This window comes from Zavarzinia sp. (assembly GCF_049306435.1).
Classification (GTDB): domain Bacteria; phylum Pseudomonadota; class Alphaproteobacteria; order Zavarziniales; family Zavarziniaceae; genus Zavarzinia.
On the sequence record NZ_JBAQRT010000323.1, the window covers coordinates 1 to 22,684 of the forward strand.

The 22,684-nt window shown below is 67.2% G+C and carries 20 protein-coding genes; 10 read left to right on the forward strand and 10 right to left on the reverse strand.

Annotation, left to right across the window (positions count from 1 at the left end; genetic code table 11):
• Positions 1 to 71: 71 nt before the first annotated feature.
• The 5 genes from WAZ62_RS18580 to WAZ62_RS18600 form a co-directional block, all read right to left on the reverse strand.
• Positions 72 to 1,250: an AGE family epimerase/isomerase gene (locus tag WAZ62_RS18580; RefSeq protein WP_422645028.1), complete on the reverse strand. Its 1,179-nt coding sequence runs from the start codon at positions 1,248 to 1,250 to the stop codon at positions 72 to 74.
• Positions 1,247 to 2,473, reverse strand: coding sequence for an HAD-IIIA family hydrolase (locus tag WAZ62_RS18585; protein WP_422645029.1), 1,227 nt, complete (start codon positions 2,471 to 2,473; stop codon positions 1,247 to 1,249). The genes WAZ62_RS18580 and WAZ62_RS18585 overlap by 4 nt, the downstream gene beginning before the upstream one ends.
• An 89-nt stretch (positions 2,474 to 2,562) precedes the next feature.
• Complete coding sequence (locus WAZ62_RS18590) at positions 2,563 to 3,975, reverse strand: diguanylate cyclase (protein ID WP_422645030.1); 1,413 nt, start codon at positions 3,973 to 3,975, stop codon at positions 2,563 to 2,565.
• A gap of 227 nt (positions 3,976 to 4,202) precedes the next feature.
• Positions 4,203 to 5,432, reverse strand: coding sequence for a hypothetical protein (locus tag WAZ62_RS18595; RefSeq protein ID WP_422645031.1), 1,230 nt, complete (start codon positions 5,430 to 5,432; stop codon positions 4,203 to 4,205).
• A gap of 390 nt (positions 5,433 to 5,822) precedes the next feature.
• Entirely contained in the window at positions 5,823 to 7,010 is a 1,188-nt protein-coding gene (locus WAZ62_RS18600) for a PLP-dependent aminotransferase family protein (protein WP_422645032.1), read from the reverse strand.
• 198 nt (positions 7,011 to 7,208) lie between these two features.
• Between WAZ62_RS18600 and WAZ62_RS18605 the strand changes: the two genes are divergently transcribed.
• The 3 genes from WAZ62_RS18605 to WAZ62_RS18615 all read left to right on the forward strand — a co-directional run bounded on the left by WAZ62_RS18605 (position 7,209) and on the right by WAZ62_RS18615 (position 11,795).
• A complete protein-coding gene (locus tag WAZ62_RS18605) occupies positions 7,209 to 9,020 on the forward strand; it encodes an ABC-F family ATP-binding cassette domain-containing protein (RefSeq protein ID WP_422645033.1) in 1,812 nt (603 codons plus the stop codon).
• 104 nt (positions 9,021 to 9,124) lie between these two features.
• On the forward strand, positions 9,125 to 11,032 hold the full coding sequence (locus tag WAZ62_RS18610; RefSeq protein WP_422645034.1) for a potassium transporter Kup: 1,908 nt from the start codon (positions 9,125 to 9,127) through the stop codon (positions 11,030 to 11,032).
• A gap of 4 nt (positions 11,033 to 11,036) precedes the next feature.
• Positions 11,037 to 11,795 carry a TrmH family RNA methyltransferase gene (locus WAZ62_RS18615; protein WP_422645035.1) on the forward strand — a complete coding sequence of 253 codons (759 nt, stop codon included), beginning with the start codon at positions 11,037 to 11,039 and terminating at the stop codon, positions 11,793 to 11,795.
• Between the two features lie 102 nt (positions 11,796 to 11,897).
• Here WAZ62_RS18615 and WAZ62_RS18620 read toward each other — a convergent pair whose 3' ends face one another.
• A complete protein-coding gene (locus WAZ62_RS18620) occupies positions 11,898 to 12,380 on the reverse strand; it encodes a hypothetical protein (RefSeq protein ID WP_422645036.1) in 483 nt (160 codons plus the stop codon).
• 133 nt (positions 12,381 to 12,513) lie between these two features.
• On the opposite strand from WAZ62_RS18620, the gene WAZ62_RS18625 reads away from it, so the two are divergent.
• Complete coding sequence (locus tag WAZ62_RS18625) at positions 12,514 to 13,638, forward strand: DegT/DnrJ/EryC1/StrS family aminotransferase (protein ID WP_422645037.1); 1,125 nt, start codon at positions 12,514 to 12,516, stop codon at positions 13,636 to 13,638.
• Positions 13,639 to 13,940: 302 nt separating this feature from the next.
• On the opposite strand, the gene WAZ62_RS18630 is transcribed toward WAZ62_RS18625, so the two are convergent.
• From WAZ62_RS18630 to WAZ62_RS18640, 3 genes are read right to left on the reverse strand one after another with little or no spacing between them, the layout of a single operon-like run.
• Positions 13,941 to 14,618, reverse strand: a complete 678-nt coding sequence (locus tag WAZ62_RS18630) for a response regulator transcription factor (protein WP_422645038.1) — start codon at positions 14,616 to 14,618, stop codon at positions 13,941 to 13,943.
• Positions 14,615 to 16,840 carry a sensor histidine kinase gene (locus WAZ62_RS18635; protein ID WP_422645039.1) on the reverse strand — a complete coding sequence of 742 codons (2,226 nt, stop codon included), beginning with the start codon at positions 16,838 to 16,840 and terminating at the stop codon, positions 14,615 to 14,617. Before WAZ62_RS18635 ends, WAZ62_RS18630 begins: the two co-directional genes overlap by 4 nt.
• A gap of 60 nt (positions 16,841 to 16,900) precedes the next feature.
• Entirely contained in the window at positions 16,901 to 17,260 is a 360-nt protein-coding gene (locus WAZ62_RS18640) for a response regulator (protein ID WP_422645040.1), read from the reverse strand.
• A gap of 202 nt (positions 17,261 to 17,462) precedes the next feature.
• On the opposite strand from WAZ62_RS18640, the gene WAZ62_RS18645 reads away from it, so the two are divergent.
• Both WAZ62_RS18645 and WAZ62_RS18650 read left to right on the forward strand, forming a co-directional pair.
• The gene (locus WAZ62_RS18645; RefSeq protein ID WP_422645041.1) at positions 17,463 to 18,218 is read left to right on the forward strand and encodes a hypothetical protein; all 756 of its coding nucleotides are present in this window, start codon (positions 17,463 to 17,465) and stop codon (positions 18,216 to 18,218) included.
• 1 nt (position 18,219) lies between these two features.
• Positions 18,220 to 19,131 (forward strand): aminotransferase class IV, encoded by a 912-nt coding sequence (locus tag WAZ62_RS18650; RefSeq protein WP_422645042.1) that lies wholly within the window; start codon positions 18,220 to 18,222, stop codon positions 19,129 to 19,131.
• A gap of 9 nt (positions 19,132 to 19,140) precedes the next feature.
• Here the strand turns inward: WAZ62_RS18650 and WAZ62_RS18655 are convergent, their stop codons facing one another.
• Positions 19,141 to 20,751 (reverse strand): GMC family oxidoreductase, encoded by a 1,611-nt coding sequence (locus WAZ62_RS18655; RefSeq protein ID WP_422645043.1) that lies wholly within the window; start codon positions 20,749 to 20,751, stop codon positions 19,141 to 19,143.
• Between the two features lie 98 nt (positions 20,752 to 20,849).
• On the opposite strand from WAZ62_RS18655, the gene WAZ62_RS18660 reads away from it, so the two are divergent.
• From WAZ62_RS18660 to WAZ62_RS18675, 4 genes are all read left to right on the forward strand, one after another.
• A complete protein-coding gene (locus WAZ62_RS18660; protein ID WP_422645044.1) occupies positions 20,850 to 21,179 on the forward strand; it encodes a DUF2834 domain-containing protein in 330 nt (109 codons plus the stop codon).
• Positions 21,180 to 21,210: 31 nt separating this feature from the next.
• Positions 21,211 to 21,672 carry a hypothetical protein gene (locus WAZ62_RS18665; protein ID WP_422645045.1) on the forward strand — a complete coding sequence of 154 codons (462 nt, stop codon included), beginning with the start codon at positions 21,211 to 21,213 and terminating at the stop codon, positions 21,670 to 21,672.
• Positions 21,673 to 21,735: 63 nt separating this feature from the next.
• The gene (locus WAZ62_RS18670) at positions 21,736 to 22,317 is read left to right on the forward strand and encodes a hypothetical protein (protein WP_422645046.1); all 582 of its coding nucleotides are present in this window, start codon (positions 21,736 to 21,738) and stop codon (positions 22,315 to 22,317) included.
• A complete protein-coding gene (locus WAZ62_RS18675) occupies positions 22,314 to 22,676 on the forward strand; it encodes a hypothetical protein (RefSeq protein WP_422645047.1) in 363 nt (120 codons plus the stop codon). Before WAZ62_RS18670 ends, WAZ62_RS18675 begins: the two co-directional genes overlap by 4 nt.
• Positions 22,677 to 22,684 lie beyond the last annotated feature (8 nt).

A 22,684-nucleotide genomic window follows, 5' to 3' on the forward strand; every position in this document is an offset into this window, starting at 1 on the left:
CCCGACCGCCCCCGGCCCCGCCGTCCCGTCCTTCGAGCTGGAAGACCTCGAATAGCGGGATACCACCGGCTTCAGGGCCGCGCCTGCACCGCCGCCAGCCGATCCGCGATTTCATTGATGGCGCAGATGATGTGATAGAGGCTGCTGGTGCGCGCCGGCTCGGCCAGCGGCTTGCCGTCGATGCCGAGGTGTTCCCACCACGCGCCCTTCAGCGGATGATCGAAAAAGCGGCGAAGGCCCGAGGCCGCCTGCGCCGCCTGGAGGGCGAAGGCGGCGCGGTCTTCACCATCTGATGAGAGCGCCATGGCGAGGACATGGGACTTGATCCGCTCGGTCTGCGGCCACAGCCGGCACAGGCCATCCCGCAGCGAGAGATCTGGGTTCAGCTCATTCATGGCGAGGTGCCGGACCGGGCAGACCCCCGGCGCTTCGCCGATCTCGGCGAGGCGCCCGGCCGCCGCCAGCGCATCGGCCCGTCCGCGCCAATGGCCCCAGCGGCGCAGCAGCCAGGACCATTCGAACTGATGGCCGGGCTCGACCACGCCGTAATCCGGCTGGTTCAGCAACTGCCATTCGCCGCCGAAATACTCGCGCAACGCGCCGGTCGCGGGATCGAGAAACCGCGCGAGACACAATTCGGCGATCTCGTCGGCGAGAGCGCCCCAGGCCGGATCGTCCGACACCGCCATCCAGGCCAGCGAGGCTTCCAGCATATGCATGTGGGGATTGGCCTTCAGCGGCAGGCTGCGCGGATTGCTTTCCTCGAAGCCGGCAAGCGGATGGCCCCAGCCCGCCTTCATGTCGTCCCGCAGGCGGGCCGCCCTTGCCGCGAAGCCGGCGGTTTCTTTGCCCCGCGCCGCAGCGGCGGCAAGGCCGAACAGGACGAAGGCATGATCGTAAAGATCGAAACCGGCGTTCAGGGGCGCCCCTTCCGCCGTGACCGTCGAGATCACCATGCCATCAACCCCGAGATGGCAGCGGAACAGCCGGTCGAGGGCATAGCGCATCATCTCGTCCGCGGGCCCGGTCCAGCCCAGCTTGCCGGCGATGGCGAAGACGTAGATCTGGCGGCCGATCACCCGCGCCCGCCGGGGCTCGATGGTCGGTGTCCCGTCCGTGTTCAGCTTCTCGAAGAAACCGCCGTTCGCCCGGTCGAGGCCCCGGTCGGTCCACAGCGGCAAGGCTTCCTCGAACAGCCAGGACCGCAACAGGGCGAATTCGCGCTCCAGCGCGGTGATGCCGCTCGTCATGACCGCGTCTCCTTCAAGAGGGGGGCAAGGAAAACGTCGAGATTGCCGCCCGGGAACAGATGGCCGGCGATCCCCGCCGCCGAGGCCGCCGCCATGTCGCTGTCGCGATCGCCGATCATCAGACTGTTCGCGGCATCGACAGGCCAGCGCTTCATCAGGTCGAGCAACATGCCGGGTCCCGGCTTTCGCCAGTCGCTGTCCCGGCGATAGGCTTCGATCGTCGCCTCGACATGGAACGGGCAATGTCGCTCGTCGTCGACATGGGCGCCGATTTCGGCGAGGCCGGCCCTGACATGGGCCTTCACAGCGCGATAATCCGCCTCGGTGTAGTAACCCTTGGCGATGCCGGCCTGATTGGTGACGATGAAGACGTAATAGCCGAGCCGGTTGGCCCGCAGCACGGCTTCCCGCGCGCCCGCGACCCATTCGAAGCGATCGACGCTGCCGATGTGGCCGTGATCGATGTTGATGACGCCGTCCCGGTCGAGAAACAGCGCCGGCCGGCGGCGATGGGCCGGAATTTCCGTCTGCGCCCGCGCATAATCATCGGGAATGCCGATGTCGAGGAAATAGCCGTCCGACGGCAGCCCGGCCAGCCGGCCCTGTTCGCCAAGGGTCGCCAACCCGTCCTGTTCGAGGGAACAGAGCGGCGACAGGGCATCGATAAGACCGCGCCGGAACAGATAGACCCCGGCATTGACGAGGACGGGGCCCGAGCCCGCCTCCGCCCTGGCCGCGAATTGCGCGATCCGGTCGCCCGCCAAGGTGACGACGCCATAGCGCCCCGCCTCGGGCAGGCGGCGCAGCGCCAGGATGCCGACCACGTCCGGGTCGGCCGGCAGGGCGCGGGCAAGCTCGCCCAGAGGCACGTCGAACCAGGAATCACCGTTGAAGAGATAGAACAGCTCGTCGAGCTGGTCCTTCGCGTGCCAGACCGCGCCGCCGGTGCCCGCCCGGTCCGGCTCGATCGCGATCGAAACCTCGATATCCATGCCGAGGCTTTCGGGCAGCGCGGCGGCGAAGGCCCGCACCTGATCGGATGCGAAAGCCGCCAGCAGCAGGATGCGCTGGATGCCCTGGCGGGCGATTTCCTCGATCAGGATTTCCAGGAACGGCCGCCCGGCCACCGGCAACAGCGGTTTCGGTGTCGATGTGGTCAGGCTGCCGAGGCGAGTGCCGAGGCCGCCGCACAGGATGACGGCCTGGGTGATGCGAGGAATCATAGGGGAGACACCGGAAAAGGTGAAAGCGCGGGCGACAGGTTACCCGACCTCGGCGCCTTGCGCATGGGTGCCGTTCCCATCGCCGGTCTTCAGTTCGGCGCCCCGGTATCGTCCATCGTGCGGTTGCGGCCGCTGCGTTTGGCGGCATAAAGGGCGGTGTCGGCCCGGGCCAGCAGATCCTGGCCCCGGTCGCCCCGCCGCAGCGCGGCGACGCCCGCGCTGATGGTCACCGGCCGCCCCAGGCCGAAGTCCGCGTCCTCGACCGCGCGGCGGATGCGCTCGGCGGCGCCGAAGCCTTCGACCAGCCCGGCCTCCGGACAAAGGACGACGAATTCCTCGCCGCCCAATCGCCCGGCAAGATCGAGGCGCCGCACCCCCGACGCGATCAGACGACCGAAGCTGGCCAGCACCCTGTCGCCGGCGGGGTGGCCGAAATCGTCGTTCACGGCCTTGAAGTGATCGATATCCATCATGATGACGCATAGGTCGCGCTGGTGTCGAAGCGCGCGGGCCACTTCGGCATCGAGCCGCGCCTCGATCGCCTTGCGGTTCACGAGACCTGTCAGGGCATCCATCCGCGACTGGAGCCGGAGTTCGCGATTGACGCGGCTCATCCGCCAGATCACGGCGCCCGCGACCCCGAGGGCCACGACCACGGCGCCGGCAATCCGCGCCAGAAGGCCGAGGTCGAAGGGCTCCTCGATCGTGATCGAGACATAGCGATTGACGATCTCGTCGCGATCCTCCTCGGTCAGGGTGGCGACGCCGCGATCGAGAATGTCGCGCAGCACGTCGTCACCGCTCGAAACGGCGATCCGCAGATGATTGGTATAGTCCGACAGGCGCCCGGCGATCTTGAGATTGAACAGACCCTGCTTCTTGATCGTATAGGCCGCGACGATGAGGGAACGCAGGGTCAGATCGGCCCGCCGGTCCGAGACCATCTGCATTGCCTCGTCTTCCGTCGCGGTCAGCAAGATGGCGATGTTCGGGTAGTCCTTGCGGACCCGCTCCTCGATCGAGGTGCCGCGCGGCAGCGCCATGACCTGCCCCGACAGGTCGTGCAGGTTGGCGACCGCCGGATGCTCTTCGCGGGTGATGATCACATTGGGGTCGGAAAAGACCGGTTCGGTGAACAGCAGCCATTTTTCCCGCGCCGGTGTCCGGTTCAGGAAACTGAGCAGGCTGCAGCGCCCCCTGGCCGCCGCATCGAGACTCTCGTCCCAGTCTTTCGTGCGCTGAAGCTCGATCGCGAGGCCCGCCCGGCGGGCGACCAGGCCGAGAAGATCGGCGCCAATGCCGCGGTGACGCCCCTCGCCATCCACCCATTCGAAGGGCGACCAGTCCGGATCGACGCAGAAGCGGATGATGCCGAGATGTTCCGCGTGGGCGCGCTCGAAAGCGGTCACCCCGCCCTGTTCAGCCCGCGCGGCGAGCGACGCCGCGACAAGACAAAGGGTGAGCCCGCATGAACGCAGCATCGAGCTGGCAGCAGCCCACATCGGCCATTGAACTCCGTCACGAATATCTCACCCGAGCGCGCGAGAATATCGGTCACACTGGCATGTCGTCATGAAGAAACGGTAAAGCCGGCAAGCCGCCCGTCTGTTGGAAACGAAGAAGCCCGGCCGTCACCGGCCGGGCTCATCACCCTCCCCGCGCCCCCCGGGGGAGGCGTCAGGGTGATTTCAGGGCATGCGGGGCGGTGGAAGCCGCCCCGGCGCCATCATCAGGGCAGCAGGCCACCGAGCACGCCACCCAGACCCGGGATCGCCGAGATCTGGGCCGTGATGTCCTCGGGGCTGAAGCCGCCGCCAAGGCCGGCCAGCACGTCGTTCAGCGCGTCGACCAGCGGGGTCAGGGCCGAATTCTCGGTCCCGACGAGGCCCTGCACCAGCTCGGTCAACGCGCCGAGCGCGCCATCCGTATTGGTGAGATCCGCCAGCTGGCCGGTCAGGGCCGACAGGGCGCCGTCGGTCGGATCGACCAGCGTGTTCACGAGATCGGTCACCGGATCGAGCAGGGTCTGGTCGGTCAGGCCGCCCAGCGTGTCCTGCACGGTGCAGATCAGATCGGCGCAGGTCGTGGTCTCGCCACCATTGCCATGATCGGGCGGGACATCGCCGAACGGATCGCCGCCGGTCGCCGCGCCGCCAGCCCGGCTGATCTGGCGGATGCCGAAGCCGATCGGGTCGGACAGGAAGAAGTTCTGCCGGGCGAGCTTGCGGTGGATGTCGATCAGCGTCGGCGCCGAAGCCTGCTTGGTGCGATCGTCGCTGAACAGGTTGGTGCCGCTGTTGAAGTAGAAGCGCACGCCGCCGTAACCGGTCGCGCCCTTGTTGTCGAAGGCGCCGGTCGCGAACAGGGCCATGCCCGGGATATCGGTCAGCAGGGCTTCCGCCTGGATGTCGCCGCCAAGGCCGACAACGTCCGAATAGGTCAGGCCGGCGCCGAGGCGCAGGTTGGGGTTCGGATAGATCGAAAGCCCGGCGCGGCCATAGAACTGGTCCGGCACGACTTCGCCCAGCGTATAGCCGGCGATGCCTTCGAGGGTGACGTTGCTGATGTAATATTCGGCGATGCCGGCGACGGCATATTGTTCGTAATCATCGACGAAATAGCCGGCACCGACGACGCCGACCATGAAGGTCTCGGGCTCGCGGTAGAACAACTGGGCCGCGCCGCCGGCGAAGCCCACCTCGTCGGCGACGAAACCGGCGATGCCGTCGATCTGCAGACCGAGCTTGTCTCCGATGGGCAGGGTCACGCTGGGGGCGCCGCCGTAGAGGCCGCCGTTCTCATCCCCGCCGCCAAAGATGCTGAGCTGGAAATTGGTTTCCGCCACGGCCTTGCCATAGCCGAACTGCTCTTCCGACACCGGCACCGCATCCTGCGCCAGAACGAAAGGAGCAGCGGATGCCGCGGCGAGGATCGCCGCCGACAGAGTGATGGCGCGCATTTTCATTTATCTGGTGCCCCTTGCAATCTTTACTCGTCCCCAGCCGCCCCGGCGCGAGATTTGCGAGTTTCTGATCGTCAAGCGACCAGTTCGCCTCGAATCCCGTCATCGGAGCATCACCTGGGGACTTTGCGCCAGACAGACGCATTTGCGCGGGTATTCAGTTTCAATGCGGCAGGTAAGTTCCGTCAGATCGGAACACGAAATTCCCATAATGAATGAATTACCCCACTATAGTCGTGGGCGCGGGCCTTGCCTGTTGCATTGTGGCAGCGAATTTCGCGCTGCATCGCGGCATGACCGCGACGTTAACCACGTTAAACCGACAGCAATTATAACCAATACGGAGACAGTAGCGGCGACCGACCCGACCGCCGCTACCGATGGCGTTCAGCGCCCGGCGACCATGTCGCCGACCAGGCCGCCCAGGCGGCCGATGCCGGTGTCGATCTGCTCCGGCGTCGACAGGGAGTAGGACAGACGCAGCTTGTTGTCGCGCCGTCCCTCGCCATAGAAGGCACCGCCCGGCACGAAAGCGACCTGGCATTCCTCGATCGAACGGGCCAGGAGCTTGGCACCGTCGATCGCCTCGGGCAGGGTCACCCAGACGAACATGCCGCCTTCGGGCTTCGTCCAGGTCACGCCTTCCGGCATGTGCCTGGCCAGCGCGCCCAGCATGGCGTCCCGCCTCTCCTTATAGGCACCGCGATTGCGCGTGACCTGGGCGTCGTAGGACGCTTCGGCCACCTGATGCATCACCGCCTGATTGATGGTGGCGCAGTGAAGATCCGCCGCCTGCTTGGCCAGCACCAGCTTGGCGATGACTTCCGAGGCGCCGCAGATCCAGCCGACCCGGAGCGCGGGCGCCAGGGTCTTCGAGAAGGTGCCGCAATAAAGCGTGCGGCTGTGCTCGATCCCGCCCGAACGGGCGATGTCGAGGGCGAGGACGGGCGGGACATTCTCGCCGTCGTAACGCAGCGCCTGATAGGCCGCGTCCTCGACGACGACGATGTTCAGCGCCTCGGCGAGATCGAGCAGCGCCTCGCGCGCCTCGAGGCTGACCGTCTCGCCCGAGGGGTTGGCGAAATCGGCGACCAGATAGGCAAGACCGACGCGGCCGCCCCGGACCTTGGCCAGTTCGGCGTAGCTCTGGGGCGTGCGGTTGCCGCCCTCGAGCATCAGCGTGTCATAGCGCGGTTCATAGGCGTTGAAGGCCTGCAGCGCGCCGAGATAGGTCGGCGCGGCGACCAGCGCCGTGTCATGCGGCGACAGGAACAGCTTGCCGATGAAGTCGAGCCCCTGCTGCGAGCCCGCGGTGATCATGATGTTGTGCTCGTCGCAGGGCACGCCGAGGCTGGCCATGTGCTCGACGATCCAGCGACGCAGCGGCAGATAGCCTTCGGAAACCGAATATTGCAGCGCCTGCGCCGCCCGCGCCGGATCGGCCAGGATCGATGCATAGGCATCGCCGATCACCTGGGTCGGAAACAGCGCGGGATCGGGGATGCCACCGGCGAAGGAGATGATGCCGGGCTGATCCAGCAGTTTAAGCAATTCCCGGATCTCGGATGCGTTCATCCGGCTGGCGCGACTTGCGAAACTATCTTGCCAGACTATCTTCTCGGCGGTCATTTAATTAGGGCCTTTCGCTTCGATGCGCACATAAATGCCTTATTCCTGCGGTTAGGTCAATAGTGCTGTCGTTTATACCGTCTCGGCCCGCCTCGCCCAGCGTGGTTGATCTTGGCGGCAAGGACCGCTATTGACGGCGCGACCATGGCAGCACCCCTTCTCACGCTACGCGACATACACGTCGGTTACGGCGGCCCCGCGGTAATCGACGGCGCCGAACTGATCGTCGGCGAGGGCGATCGCCTGTGCCTCGTCGGCCGCAACGGCTCGGGCAAGTCGACCCTGCTCAAGATCGCGGCCGGTCTCGTCGAGCCCGACCGCGGCGAGCGGATCGTCCAGTCCGGCGTTACCATACGCTATCTGCCACAGGAACCCGACCTTTCAGGCTTCGCCACCACCCTCGCCTATGTCGAGGCCGGCCTGGCCCCGGGCGACGATCATCACCGGGCGCGCAGCCTGCTCGAATCCCTCGGCATGACCGGCGAGGAAGACCCCAGAACCTTGTCGGGCGGCGAGATCCGCCGCGCCGCCCTCGCCCGCACCCTGGCGCCCGAGCCTGACATCCTGCTGCTCGACGAGCCGACCAACCACATGGACCTGCCGGCCATCGAATGGCTGGAAGACGAACTCCGTCGCTGCCGCTCCGCCCTCGTGCTGATCAGCCACGACCGCCGTTTCCTCACCGCCCTGTCGCGGGCCACGGTCTGGCTCGATCGGGGCGTCGCGCGGCGGACCGAGCGCGGCTTCGCCGCCTTCGAGGACTGGCGCGACGACGTGCTCGAACAGGAAGAGAAAGAGCGCCACAAGCTCGACCGCAAGATCGTCGCCGAACTCGACTGGCTGCGCCACGGTGTCTCGGGCCGGCGCAAGCGCAACATGCGCCGCCTCGGCCAGCTGCATTCCATGCGCAAAGACCGCCGGGAAGAACGGAAAGCCGTCGGCACCGTGCAGATGGCCGTCGGCGAGGGTGGAACGTCGGGCAAGACCGTGATCGAGGCCCGCGACATCTCCAAGGCTTATGACGGGCGGCCGATCATCACCGACCTGTCCTTGCGCCTGCGCCGGGGTGACCGCCTTGGCATCGTCGGGCCGAATGGCGCCGGCAAGACGACGCTGATCAACCTGCTCACGGGGGCGCTGGCACCCGACAGCGGCGAAATCCGCCTCGGCACCAACCTCGAGATGGTCACCCTCGACCAGAAGCGCGAATCCCTCGCCCCGACCACCACGTTGCAAGATGCCCTGACCGGCGGCGGCAGCGACCAGGTGGAAGTCGCGGGCAGCTACAAGCATGTCATCGGCTACATGAAGGACTTCCTGTTCGGCCCCGAACAGGCGCGCACGCCCCTGTCCGTGCTCTCGGGCGGGGAGCGGGGCCGGGTGATGCTGGCGCGGGCGCTGGCCAAATCGTCCAACCTTCTCGTCCTCGACGAGCCGACCAACGATCTCGACCTCGAGACCCTCGATCTCCTCGAGGAAATCCTGGCGGATTATCAGGGCACGGTGCTGCTGGTCAGCCACGATCGCGACTTCCTCGACCGGATCGCGACCTCGGTGCTCGCCTATGAGGGGCCGGGGCGCTGGACCGAATATGCCGGCGGCTACAGCGACATGGTGGCGCAGCGCGGTCACGGCGTCGAAGCGCGCGAGACCGATGGCCAGACCGTGGCGACGAAATCCGCCCCGGCGTCCTCGGCCGCCCCGAGGGCCACGGCCAGGCGCAAGATGTCCTTCAAGGAAAAGCACGCGCTGGAGACCCTGCCCGCCCGGATCGAGGCGCTGGGCGCGGAAATCGCCGCGCTCCAGGCCCGGCTGACCGACAGCGCCTTCTTCGCCAGGGACCCGGCCGGCTTCCAGAAGGCCGCCGCCCGGATTGACGCGGCGCAAGGCGAGCGCGATGCCGCCGAGGAAGAATGGCTGACCCTCGAGATGCTGCGGGAAGAAATCGAAGGATAGGTCTTCCTTAACATCGCCACGGCATAATTCGCGCTGCACCGCGAAATCGACTAGGCAATGACCCCCCGCCGCCCCAGTATCCCCCCATCCAACCGGAGCACGCGATGAGCAACGCCGCCACGGCCAAGCCGAACGGAGACCACGGCGCGCAGTCGGAGAGAGCGAAACTGATCGCTCTCGCCATCGGCAGCGTCGGTGTCGTCTATGGCGACATCGGCACCAGCCCGCTCTACGCCTTCCGCGAAGCCCTGCTCCACACCGCCTCGCGCGGGCCGGTGACGGAGCCGATGGTGCTCGGCGTGCTGTCCCTCATCCTGTGGTCGCTGATCCTCGTCGTGACGGTGAAATATGTCATCCTGCTGCTGCGGGCCGACAACAATGGCGAAGGCGGCATCCTGTCGCTGATGGCGCTGGCCCGGCGGGCCATGGCGCGGCGCTCGACCTTCGTGCTGGCCCTTGGCGTCACCGGCGCGGCCCTGTTCTATGGCGACGCGGTGATCACGCCGGCCATTTCCGTCCTGTCCTCGGTCGAGGGCCTGAAACTCATCACCCCCGCCTTCGACCCCTATGTCGTGCCCATCACGATCGGCATCATCCTGCTGCTGTTCATGGTGCAGAGCCGGGGCACCGCGCGGGTCGCCTTCTTCTTCGGGCCGATCACGGTCGTCTGGTTCCTGGCCATCGCCGTCGCCGGCGCCAGCCATATCGCCGATCAGCCGGCCGTCCTGCTGGCCTTCAACCCCGCCTATGCCATCGATTTCCTGTTGCAGCACAAGACGGTGGGCATCATCGCCCTCGGCTCCGTGCTGCTCGCCGTCACCGGCGCCGAGGCGCTCTATGCCGACCTCGGGCATTTCGGCCGAAAGCCGATCCGTCTCGCCTGGACCGTCATCGTCTTCCCGTCGCTCACCCTCAATTACCTCGGCCAGGGCGCGCTCGTGCTGTCGAAGCCCGAGACGCTGGAAAATCCCTTCTTCCTCCTGGTGCCCGAATGGGGCCTGCTGCCCATGGTGCTGCTGGCGACCATGGCCACCGTGATCGCGGCCCAGGCGGTGATCACCGGCGCCTATTCCCTGACCCGGCAGGCGATCCAGCTCGGCATCATGCCGCGCATGGAAGTCCGCCACACGTCGGACGCCCATGTCGGCCAGATCTTCATGCCCCGGGTGAACAAGCTGCTGGCCATCGCCGTCGTCATCCTGGTGCTGTCGTTCCATTCCTCGAGCAATCTCGCCTCGGCTTACGGCATCGCCGTGACCGGCACCATGGTCGTGACCGCGCTTCTCATGTTCGTCGTCATGCGCCATCGCTGGAACTGGCCGCTGCCGGTGGCGCTTCTCGTCATCACGCCCTTCCTGCTGATCGATCTGACCTTCCTCGGCGCCAATCTGCTGAAGATCGCCGAGGGCGGCTGGATGCCGCTGGCGCTGGGCGCATCGCTCGCCCTCGTGATGTACACCTGGATCAGGGGCACGGCGATCCTGGCCGAGAAATCGCGGCGCGACAGCCTGCCCCTGCTCGACGTCGTCGCCATGCTGGAAAAAAGCCATCCGCATCAGGTGCCGGGCACGGCCATGTTCCTGACCTCGACGCCCAATGTCGCCCCGGTCGCCCTGATGCACAACCTGAAGCACAACAAGGTGCTGCACGAGCAGAATGTGATCGTCACCATCGAGGCGGCGCAGGAGCCCTATATCGATCCCGAGTCCCGGGTTTCGGTGCAGTCGCTCAGCCCGCGCATGATGATGATGCGGGTTTCCTACGGCTACATGGAAAGCCCGAACCTGCCGAAGGCCCTGGCCGCCGCGCGCAAGCTCGGCCTCAAGTACGACATCATGAGCACGTCCTTCTTCCTTGGCCGGCGTTCGCTGCGGACGAGCCCGCGGGGCGCCATGCCGCTGTGGCAGGACCGGCTCTATATCTCGCTGGCGCGCAATGCCTCGGACGCGACGGAATTCTTCCAGATCCCGTCCGACCGGGTGATCGAGCTTGGCACCCAGATGACGATCTGAGGCCATGCGCACCATCGCCATCGACAGCGCCCAGAACGACCGCTTCCGCACCTGGGAAAAGCTGCTGGACGGGCGCGGCATCCGCAAACATGGCGCCTTCCTTCTCGCCGGGCGGAAGACCGTGCCCGAAGCCCTGCGCGCGGAGCCCGGCCGCTTCACCGCCGCGCTGGCGCCCGACACGCCCGCCCTCGAAGCCCTCGATCCGCTGCTGCCGGAAGGCATCGCCCGCCATGTCCTCGCCCGCCCGCTGTTCGAGCGGCTGGACGTCTCGGGCACCGGCCTGCCGCTCCTCGTCGGCACCGTGCCGGACATGCCCGTCATCGACCCGGCGACACCGCCGCAAGGGCTGGAGCTCGTCTGTGCCCTCGGCGATCCCGCCAATCTGGGCGCCCTGCTGCGCAGCGCCGCCGCCTTCGGCGTTCGCCGGGTGCTGCTGCTGCCCGATTGCGCCCATCCCTTTCACCCGAAATGCCTGCGCGCCGCCGCCAATGCCGTGTTCCGGCTGGAGTTCCGGCGCCTCGCCGGCTGGAAGGCGCTCGATGGCGCGGCCGGCCTGCTCTTCGCCCTCGACGGCGGCGGCCGCGACCTGACCGCCTTCGCCTGGCCGGACGACCTCCGCCTCATCCTCGGCGAGGAAGGCCAGGGCCTGCCCGACGGCCTCGCCGCCCAGCGTCTGGCGATTCCCACGAGCGGCGCCGTCGAATCCCTCAACGCCACCGTCGCCGCCTCCATCGCCCTGCAGCACTGGTTCAGCCGCGGTTAGGGATACCGAAGGCCGTCGTCCCGGCGCAGGCCGGGACCTCGCGACGAGAAGGCGCCCGATCCTCGCCGGCATGACGACAGCGGGAAAGGACCCGGAGGGCTCCTAGAATCCGTCGATGCAGGCAAGGCTGGAGGACACATCGGTCAGGCGGCAGACCTTGCTCCCGCCCTTGCCGTCCACCGTATCGCGGCCGAGGGTGATCGACAGAACCCGCCCTTCCCCGTCGGTTTCCGCGGCGCGAACGACCACGTCCTGAAGGTCCACCGGCAGCACCATGCCGCCCCCGGGGGTAACCGCCGCCAGCAGCGAGATCACCTTGTCGTTCCCCGCGACAATCAGGGCCGCACCACCGCCAACCGCATCGAGGGGCAGCGGCGAGAACAGTCGGGGACACCCCTCGACCGCCGCCGAACCCAGCTCGCCGCCATAACGATCGAACAGGTGCAGCCGGCCCAGATCATTGGCGGAGCATGTCATCCTGGCCTGACCGACCGCCGGCCCGCCCGGCCTTGCCAGTGACCACGTCTCGTCAGCCAAGGCGCTTTGCCCGACGATGACGGTCAATACCAGGCCGAACCCGACCAAGGGGACATTCCTCGCTATCCTGCGCATCCAAATCACCCGATCAGCCATGCATGGCTTGGACTTGCGGCGATCCCGCAGTTGGTCCAAACCCTGTGGCACACACTAGCCGCTTCGAGACTCGAAGGAAGTGACCATGACCACCGCCCCGATCCCCTTCATCGACCTGCAGTCCCAGCGCCTGGTAATGGGCGCCGCCGTCGACGAGGCGATCCTGAAGGTCGTCCATTCCGGCGCCTATATCATGGGGCCGGAGGTGATCGAACTCGAAAAGCAGCTGGGCGAATTCTGCGGCGCCAGGCATGTCCTGTCCTGCGCCAATGGCACCGATGCCCTCGGCCTCGTCCTGATGGCGAAGGGTGTCGGCCCGGGCGATGCCGTCTTCGTGCCCGCCTTCACCTTCGTCGCCACCGCCGAAGTGGTGGCCTGGGTCGGGGCGACGCCGGTCTTCGTCGATGTCCTCGAAGATACGTTCAACATGGACCCGGCGCATCTCGCCGCCTCGATCAAATGGGCGCGGAACAATGGCCTGCGGCCGGTCGCGGTCATCCCCGTCGACCTGTTCGGCCAGCCCGCCGATTATCAGGCGATCCTGCCCATCGCCGAGGCGGAAGGGCTCTGGCTGATGTCCGACGCGGCGCAGAGCTTCGGCGCCAAGCTGAACAACCGCGCCGTCGGCACCTACGGCGTCGCCACCGCGACCAGCTTCTTCCCGGCGAAACCCCTCGGCTGCTACGGCGACGGCGGCGCGGTCTTCACCGACGACGACGAGCTGATCGAAATCCTGCGCTCCATCCGCATCCACGGCCAGGGCAGCGACAAGTATGAGAATGTCCGCATCGGCATCAACGGCCGGCTCGACACCATCCAGGCCGCCGTCCTGATCGAGAAGCTGAAGATTTTTCCCGACGAGATCGAGGCCCGCCAGCGCATCGCCGATCGTTACAACGACGGCCTGCGGGATGTCGCGAAAGTGCCGCGCCTGATGGCGGGAGCGACCAGCGTCTGGGCGCAATATACCCTGCTGCTCGAGGACCGCGCCAGGGTCGCCGCCGCCTGCAAGGACGCGGGCGTGCCCACCGCGATCTATTACCCGATCCCGCTCAGTCATCAGGAAGGCTACAAGCATTTCCCGACCGGCCCGGGTGGCGTGCCGGTGTCGGAGAGACTGTCGGGCCAGGTGCTGAGCCTGCCGATGCATCCCTATCTGACGGAAGAAGCGCAGGACCGCATCATCGCGGCGGTCCGCTCGGCGGCCTGACTGGAAAGAAAAAGGCGGGAGGTCACGCCTCCCGCCCATCGATGGCCCTGGCCACCCCCCGGCAACCAGCCCTGTCCGACGCGGGGGCAACGCGGTCAGACAGGCTTTCGATATCCCGGCCCGGGGATCGTCTTTCCTGGCCCCCCGGCACAGGAAAGCGGACTCGATCGACCCGGAGCCGCGACGCGAAATGGCACATCGATGGCAGGAGCGCTGCCGTCTGAAACGCTAGTCGATACGACCCCCTGACGGTATCCCCGGAACAGGGGGTTTCCGGGTCGAAAGGTCAGACCCCGGCACCGTCAGACGAGGCCGCGTCTCGCGGCTTCGAGCGCGGCTTCCGCCCGCGACGAGACATGCAGCTTGCGATAGATGCTCTTCACATAGCCCGCCACGGTCTGGTCGGCGAGACCGAGGACGCCCGCCGCCTCCCCCACCCGAAGGCCACGGCCGATCAGTTGCAGCACCTCGATTTCCCGCCGGGTCAGGGCGATCTCGCCCAACGCCGGTCCAAGCGTCGCGGCCGGCGAATTCACCCGGAAATGGCCAAGCATCCGCCGCGCGATCGAGGGGGACAGCGGCGGCTCGCCCTGGCGCATCCGGCGCAGGTAACGACCAAGCACGGCCGCGTCGAGATCCTTCAGAAGATAGCCCTGCGCGCCCGCGGCCAGCGCCTCGAACAGATGGGCATCGTCATCGAAGATCGTCGTCACCACGGGCATCACCCGTGGAAAGCCTGTGGACAGCAGCTGCAGCAACTCGATCCCCGAGCCATCCGGCAGGGCAAGATCGATCAGCGCGACCGCGGCCATGTCGGGCTTCAGATGGGGGGCGATCCAGTCCCTCGCCTCGGCCAAGGTGCCGAAGGCGACGATCTCCATCCCGGGAAATGTCTCGCGCAGGACGGCGACCAGCGCGTCTCGCGTGTCCGGCTGATCCTCGAGGACAAGGCCGAGGCGACAGGCGCCATCGGGCGTCATGGCGTTCCCCCTCCGGCCCGCAGCGGCATGGCCAGCGTCACCCTCGTGCCCGTTTCCACTGGTGGAAAATCGATCCAGCCGCCGATTTCGGTCATGCGCTCCGTGATATTGCGAAGGCCGTTGCCGCTGCTCTTCCGCGAAAGGCCCGTGCCGTCGTCGGTGATATTGGCCCGCAGGCGACGATTGTCCCAGTCGATGGCGACCGTGATCCGGCTGGCCGACGCATGGCGAAGGGCATTGCTCACCACTTCCCGCACCGCCGAGACCAGATGCCGGTACAGCGCGTAATCGACCATCACCTCGGGCGCCTGATCGTCGAGCGCCAGGGGCCAGTCGAGGACAAGCCCCGCCGCCTCGACCCTTTGCGCCGTCTCGTGGCGCAGATCCGCCAGCACCGAGGACAGCGGCAGGCGGTCGCCCGCCAGGGCCCCGGCGATCGTCCTGATGTCGGCGATCGCCTCGCGCAGGATCTTGCGGGTCTCGCCGATGTCGTTGCGGTGCAGGCCGGACAGCAACCGGGCACCGACATCATCGTGCAGATCGCGGGAAATGCGCTGCCGCTCCTCGGCGACGCCCCGCTCGTAGGCATGACGGCCCACCTCCGCCTCGGCCAGAAGATGGGTGATCTGGCGGGCAAGGCCCAGGTGCACAGGCGAGAACAGCGAGCGTCCGCCGAAAGGATGGCGCAGCATCAGGGCGGGGCCATCGGCCGTTGGCGGCAGACGCATTTCCGTACCGTCGTTCAGCAATCGCACCGTGCCGACCGGATCGCGTACCGGCTGTATGTCCAGTGGATCGAACAGCCGCGCCAGCAGGCTTTGCCAGCGCCCCGCCCGCTCGGCCGGAGACGCCGAGAAGGCAACCTCGACCACCGAACGGAACAGCTCGGTCTCGGGCATCCGCTTTCGCGCGACGGTCCGCCGCCACAGATAGTCCCGCAAGGGCAGGTAAAGGAAAGCGACCAGGATGAGGGACAGGCCAAGGGACGAATCATGGCCAAGCTGCAGCAGATAGACGAGACCGGCATCGAGCAGCAGCATGGCGAAAACAGCGCCGCCGTAGAACAGCACCCGGAAGGACCATTCGCCAATCGCGAACAGGCGGTAGCGGCGGAGACCAAGGGCGACCCCAAGATAGATCAGCAGGAAAAAGCCGAAGGCATAACCCTGGGACATCACCGGCTCGACTTCCATCAGCGCGGGCGCGGCGATCACCAGGATGAAACAGCCGGCCCCGATCGAAATCGTCAGCCCCAGCCAACGAAGGGCCGCGCGGGCGGCCGCATCCCGGCGCGTCGCGAACCACTGCATCGCGACGAAGACGAGGATCAGCACCATGATCGCCGCTATGGGCGCATAGCGCAGCAGACTCTGGTCTTCCGGCACCCGGAACAGATCGATGAAATAGACCGGCACCAGCACGGCCGGAATGATCAGCAGCAGCGCCGGCCGGACCAGCGGCCGAGGATAGAGCAGGAACAGCGCCATCGCCGTCCCCCCGAACCCGAGCGAGCCGAGAAAATTGAGGGACGACAGGGCGCGGAACAATTCGCCGTCGATCGCCAGTTCCCGCGCGCTGTAGATGGCCGCGGCATGGGCCGAGACGATCATGCCGATGCCGCTGATCATGAACAGGCGCGGCGGCCAGTCGCGCGGCCGGATCGCGTAGACCCAGCCGCAGATCAGCAGGGAACCGGCCCCGGTCAGCAATTGCACCCAGAAATCCGGCGGCAGGTCGAACAGCGGCCGGCTGGCCGGACGCAGGTCGACGACCCGACCATCGGCGAGGGCAAGATGAACCACTTCGCCTTTCAGCATGTCGCTCAGGGTGCTCTGACGCCGCAGGAAACGCTCCACCTCGGCATAGGTGCCGAGGACGTCCGGCTCCTGAATGATGTCGCTGGCCTCGAGGGTCAGGGCCGCGCCGCCGGGACCGCGCAGGGAAACCGCCTGGCTACCGGTCACGACGGCGGCGCCGGGGCCACCGTCCGCGACCGCGACAATCCTGATGGAGCCATCCGGTGCTTCACGGAACTTGAGACCGAGCCAGGGTTGGCCGAGGGTGGTGACGAGCGTCATCACCACCGCGGCGAGGCAAAGGCCGACGACCGCGAGCATGTAGAGCGCGGGGGTATGGGATTCACCCCGGGCGATTTCAGCGGGTGACACGGCCGGGGCTTCGGCCCCTTCGACATGTTCCGCCCCGACGGACATCGACTTCATGCCCTTGTCTTACAATGAAAATTACCCCGGTGGCAGGGCCAAGACGCAAGGGATGCGGCTTCAGGCGGCAAGCGCGTCGCGCACCGTCGCCACCAGTTCCTCGGAAGCGATGGGTTTTCCCAGGATATGGGACGTCAGCGGGCGCAGATCGTCGAGAGACTGGGGCGCATTGGCGCTGACGACGACGACCGGCACGCCGAGTTCGAGGACGAGATGGCGGGTGGCGAATACACCGTCGACATCGCCCTTCAGGCGGATGTCCATCAGGGCGAGATCCGGCCGTTCCTCGGCGGCGAGGCGCATGGCGACACGGGCGTCGTCCACCGGGCCGATCACCTCATAGCCGGCATCGGTCAGCACGGAATCGAGATAGAAGGCGATGAACGCCTCGTCCTCGACCACCAGAATGCGCTGCGCCATGATGTCTGTCCCGTCCATGCGGCCGCATTGGCCGCCACTCGGGAAATCAAATGCGGCAAAGCTGCGGCAGGTTCCCGTCCGCCGCGCGCACGCGCCCATGTGTTGCACGCAAGCCTCATTTTCGCGCCGCGCCAGGGGTGGAGCAAAGCGCGGGACTCGGCGATACTGCCCGGATCAACCCTTTCAAGCCGGTGTCCCCGCCTTGCCAACCGAATATTCCCCCGCCCGTCCGCTTCGCCTCGCCATGTGGTCGGGTCCCCGCAACATCTCGACCGCCATGATGCGCGCCTTCGAGAACCGCGCGGACACGACCGTGGTAGACGAGCCGCTCTACGGCCATTACCTGGCGACGACGGGCATCGAGCATCCGGGGCGGGGCGAGATCATCGCCGCCATGGAAGGCGACTGGCGGAAGGTCGTGCATGACCTGACCGAAGCCCCGATCGAGCGAGGCTCCGTGCATTACCAGAAGCACATGACCCATCACCTGCTGCCGGTGATCGAGCGCGGCTGGCTGGACCGTGTCGTCAATTGCTTCCTGATCCGCGACCCGGCCGAGGTCATCGCCTCCTATCTCGAGAAACGCGACAACGTGACCCTCGCCGACATCGGCATCCGCGAGCAGGCGGAGATTTTCGAACGGGCGGCCGACCGTCTCGGCGCGGCCCCGCCGGTGATCGAGGGGCGCGACATCCAGGCCGATCCCCGCGCCCTGCTGGGCGCCCTTTGTCGCGCCGTCGGCATTGCCTTCGACGCGGCGATGCTGTCCTGGCCCGCCGGCCGGCGCGATACCGACGGGGTCTGGGCGCCGCATTGGTATGCCGCCGTCGAAGCCTCGACCGGCTTCGCCCCGCCGAGCCCGGCCAAGGCCCCGCCGCCCGGCTTCGAAGCCCTGATCGACGAAGCCCGCCCCTATTACGAGCGCCTGCGCGCCCACCGCTTGACCGGAGCAGCATGACATGTCCATCGGCAGCCAGTCCTACGCTGACGATCCGCGCAACGAGACCGTCCTCATCCATGTGAACGGGCAACTGCTGCCGAGGAGCGAGGCCAAGGTCTCGGTCTTCGACGCCGGCTTCGTGCTGGGCGACGGGGTGTGGGAAGGCTTTCGCCTGATCCGGGGCCGCATCGCCTTCATGGAGCGGCATCTGGACCGGCTCTTCGCCGGGGCGCGGGCGATCGATCTCGACATCGGCCGCAGCCGTATCGAACTCGCCGCCGCGCTTTATGAAACCGTGGTCGCCAATGACATGGTCGACGGCGTGCATATCCGCCTGATGGTCACGCGCGGCCTGAAGAAGACGCCGAACCAGGACCCGCGCATGACCGTGGGGCCGGCCACCCTCGTCATCGTCGCCGAATGGAAGGAACCGGCCCCCACCCTGTTCAAACGCGGCCTGCACCTCGCCTCGACGCCGATCCGCTGCACCCCGGCCGACATGTTCGACATGCGCCTGAACAGCCATTCGCGGCTGAACCTGATCATCGCCCTCAATCACGCCATCAAGGCCGGCGCGGACGAGGCCCTGATGCTCGACCCGCAGGGCTTCGTGTCGAGCTGCAACGCGACCAATTTCTTCATGGTGAAGCGCGGCGTGATCCTGACCTCGACCGGGGACTATTGCTTCAACGGCATTACCCGCGCCCATGTCATCGATCTGGCGCGGGCCAACAATATCCCGATCGAGCTGCGGCATTTCACCCTGTCCGATGTCGCCAACGCCGACGAAGCCTTCGTCACCGGCACTTTCGCCGGCGTGACCCCGGCAACCCGGCTCGACGGCAAGCTCATCGGCAACGGCAAGCCGGGGCCAAGGACCGAAGCCATGGCCACGTTTTATAAACGCCTCCGGGACGCCGAAGGCGCCTGAGCCCCCGCCTCAGGCGGCGGCCCGTGCCATCGGGGCCGCCCGGCCGAGGATCATGTCCGCCGCCTTTTCCGCGATCATGATCGTCGGCGCATTGGTATTGCCCGAGACGACATTGGGCATGATCGAGGCATCGACGACGCGAAGCCCCTCGATGCCATGCACCTTCAATTCGGGCGAGACCACGGCCAGGGGATCATGGCCCATGCGCGCCGTGCCCACCGGGTGATAGGCGGTTTCCGCCTTGGCCCTGATGTAACGGCGGATCGCTTCCCGGCTGGCGCAATCGGGACCCGGCCGGACTTCCCGCCCGCGATAGCCGTCGAAAGCCCTGGCGCCGAAAATCTCGCGCCCGATCAGGATGCTCTCGACCATCACCTCGAGGTCTTCCGGCGCCTCCAGATAATTCGGCTGGATGAGCGGCGCCGCCAGCGGATCGGCCGAATGAAGCCCGAGGAACCCGCGCGAGGCCGGCCGCACCGGATAGAAATCGAGCTGGGAGCCCTTGCCGCCCAGATGCTGACGGCCGTGATCGACGGCGAGGCTGGACAGATAGAAGCCCTGAAGATCCGGTGCCTCCAACCCCGGACGGGAATTGGCATAGACCCCGGATTCGAAGCCGTGGCTCGCCCCCGCGCCCTTCCTCGTGAAGACATATTTCGCCAAGGTGCTGATCTGGCCCCAGGGCGTCAGCAACTCGTCGTAAGAAACACCCGCCGGGCAATCGTAGTAAAGCCCGATACCGAGATGATCCTGCAGGTTCCGCCCCACTCCCGGCAGGTCGAGGACCACGGGAATGCCGTGACGGCGGATTTCCTCCCCCGGCCCGATGCCGGAGAGGAGGAGGAGCTGGGGCGAATTCACCGCCCCACCGGACAGGATCACCTCCCGCGCGGCCCGCACCACCTCGCGCCGGCCGCCCCGGGCGATCTCGACACCGGTGGCGCGGCCGCCCTCGACCAGTACCCTTGTTGCCTGCGCCCTGGTGATCACCGTCAGATTCGTGCGCCCCTCGGAGGCGCCGAGGAAGGCGCGCGCCGTCGACCAGCGCCGGTTGTCCTTGCAGGTCCGCTGATAGACGCCGACACCATGCAGATGATCGCCATCGTTGAAATCGGCGGTATGGGGCAGGCCCGCCTGCTTGCCCGCCTCGATGAAGACGTCGACCAGGGGATTGGGCTCGGCGAAATCCTGCACGTTCAGGGGACCGCCCTGACCATGCGAGGCATCCGCCCCGCGCTCGTTGTGTTCGGAGCGCATGAAATAGGGCAGGACCTCGTCCCACGACCAGCCGCGGCAACCGGCCTGCGCCCAATTGTCGTAATCCGAGCGATGGCCCCGGATATAGACCATGCCATTGATCGCGGAGGAGCCGCCGAGCACCTTGCCACGCGGCCAGAACAGGCGGCGGCCGTCCAGATGCGCCTGCGGCTCGGTCTCGAAATGCCAGTTCACCGACTTGCCGCCGACCAGGACCTTCATCCCCGTCGGCATGTGGATGAAGGGATTCCAGTCCTTGCCGCCGGCCTCCAGCAGGGCGACCTTCACCGAAGGATCAGCCGACAGACGATGCGCGAGGACGCAGCCGGCGGAGCCCGCGCCGACGATGACATAATCGTACATGTTTCCTCTCCCCCACCCTTGTGATCGCGGGTGGTTATTGTGATTATTCGTCACATTCTGCCGCATGACACAAGCCAGCGGCAAGGGGGAGAGAAACAATGAACGACGGTATCTACCGGGCGGCGCTGGTGCTGCTCGGGCTCGGCTTCGCGGTCGCCTTCGCGGTGATCTGCGTGCCGCCGCTGATCGAGAACCCGGACATCCTCGGCGCGCTGGGCCAGGGTTTCGTCAATCCCTATTCGACCGGCTATTCGCTGGACGTGCTGACCTGCTGGGCCGTGCTCGCCGTCTTCGTCCTGTGGGAGCGGCAGACGCTGGGCATCCGCCATGGCTGGATCGCGCTCGTGCTCGGCATCGCGCCCGGCGTCGCCACGGGATTCGCCTTCTACCTCCTGCTGCGCAGCCGCTCGCGCCGAAGCCGGGCTTGACCGGAAGGGGCGGCGGGCGGATGGTCGGGGCATGATCATCCGCGCCCTGCCCCTTCTCGGCCTCCTGCTCGCCACCCCGGCCCTCGCCGCCAATCCCCCGCCGGCGGGCGGCGTGCCGCTCGGCCTTCGCCTGCTGTTCGTCGCCGTCGACCGCAACGCCGACGGGCGGATCGACGATGCCGAGGCGGATCAATTCGTCGACCGGCTCTTCGCCACCGCCGATACCAATGGCGATGCAAGGGTCAGCCTGGCCGAAGCCTTGGCCTTGCAGGAAAAGCTCGCCCCCGGCGCCCCGGGCCGCAAGCAGGTGAGCGCCCAGTTCAAGCACCTCGACCTTAACCGCGACGGCGCGCTCGACGGGCGGGAGGCGAACAAGGCCGCCCTCGCCCATTTCGCCTTCCTCGACACCGACAAGGATGGCGCCGTCACTCTCGCCGATCTCGCCGGCCGCGACCTGACGGCCCCCGAACTCGGCACCCTGTCGGCGCGCTGAGGGTCCTTGCGTCTCCCGCGCGCCGACCACAATCTGCGGCTGTCACAGTCGTGGAGAAGTGCCGTGAGAAACCCTGTATCGGCCCTGCTGGCCTGTGTTCTGCTCGCAGGCTGTGCGGCGGCGGGCGTTCCCGCCACCGACGATCCGGCGGTCAAGCTGCAGCAGGCCCGCCAATTGTTCAGCGCGGAAGGCCGCCCGGCCGAAGCCGAACGCCTCATCCTCGAGGCCATGACGACCTATCGACAGAGCGGCGATCAGCCGGGCCTCGCCCTCGCCCACCGCGAATATGCCTATTTCCTCAGCGCGCCGGGGACGGAGGCGATCATCGCCAACCCGGCCAGCACGCAGCCCGCGGCGTCACCGGAGCGCCTGCGGAGGGCGCTGGCCGAGATGCAGGAAGCCAGCCGAATTTTCGCCCAGCTGAACGTGTTCGACCGTCTGTCCAACACCGCCCTGGGCGAGGCGCGCATCGAACATGACCTGGGCGATACGCCCGCCGCCTGCGCGTCGCTGTCGCGCAGCCTCGCCGCGAGCGACCGGCAGACCGCCCTCAATCCCGACCGGAAGCCCAATCTGCCGCCGGGCATGAATAGTTTCGCCGATCTGATCGGCCACTTCCGCAAGGAATACGGCTGCCCGCCGTGACGCGCCGCCCCCGCCTGATCGAGATCGCCCTCGTCGCCGCGCTGGCTTTCGCCACCGTGGTCATTGCCCTGGCGGCGCCGCTGATCGACTGGTCGCGGCTGCCCGGGCGGGCCAGCGTGCGGCCGGGTTATGTCACGATCTATCTGCCGCCGGCGCAGATCCGGGGCATCGACATCGGCTTCGCCCCCCTGCCCCTGCCCGCCCCAAAGGACGAGGCGGACTGGCGGCGACTGGAGGCGGATACCACCCTGCCGCGCCTGTTGCGGAACGGCGCCGTGGCGGGGCTGGTCGGCGGGGTGGCTGGCTTGCCGCTCGTGCTGATCCTCGCCCTGCGCCGTATCTTCCGCCGCAAGGCTTGAGCTGCGAA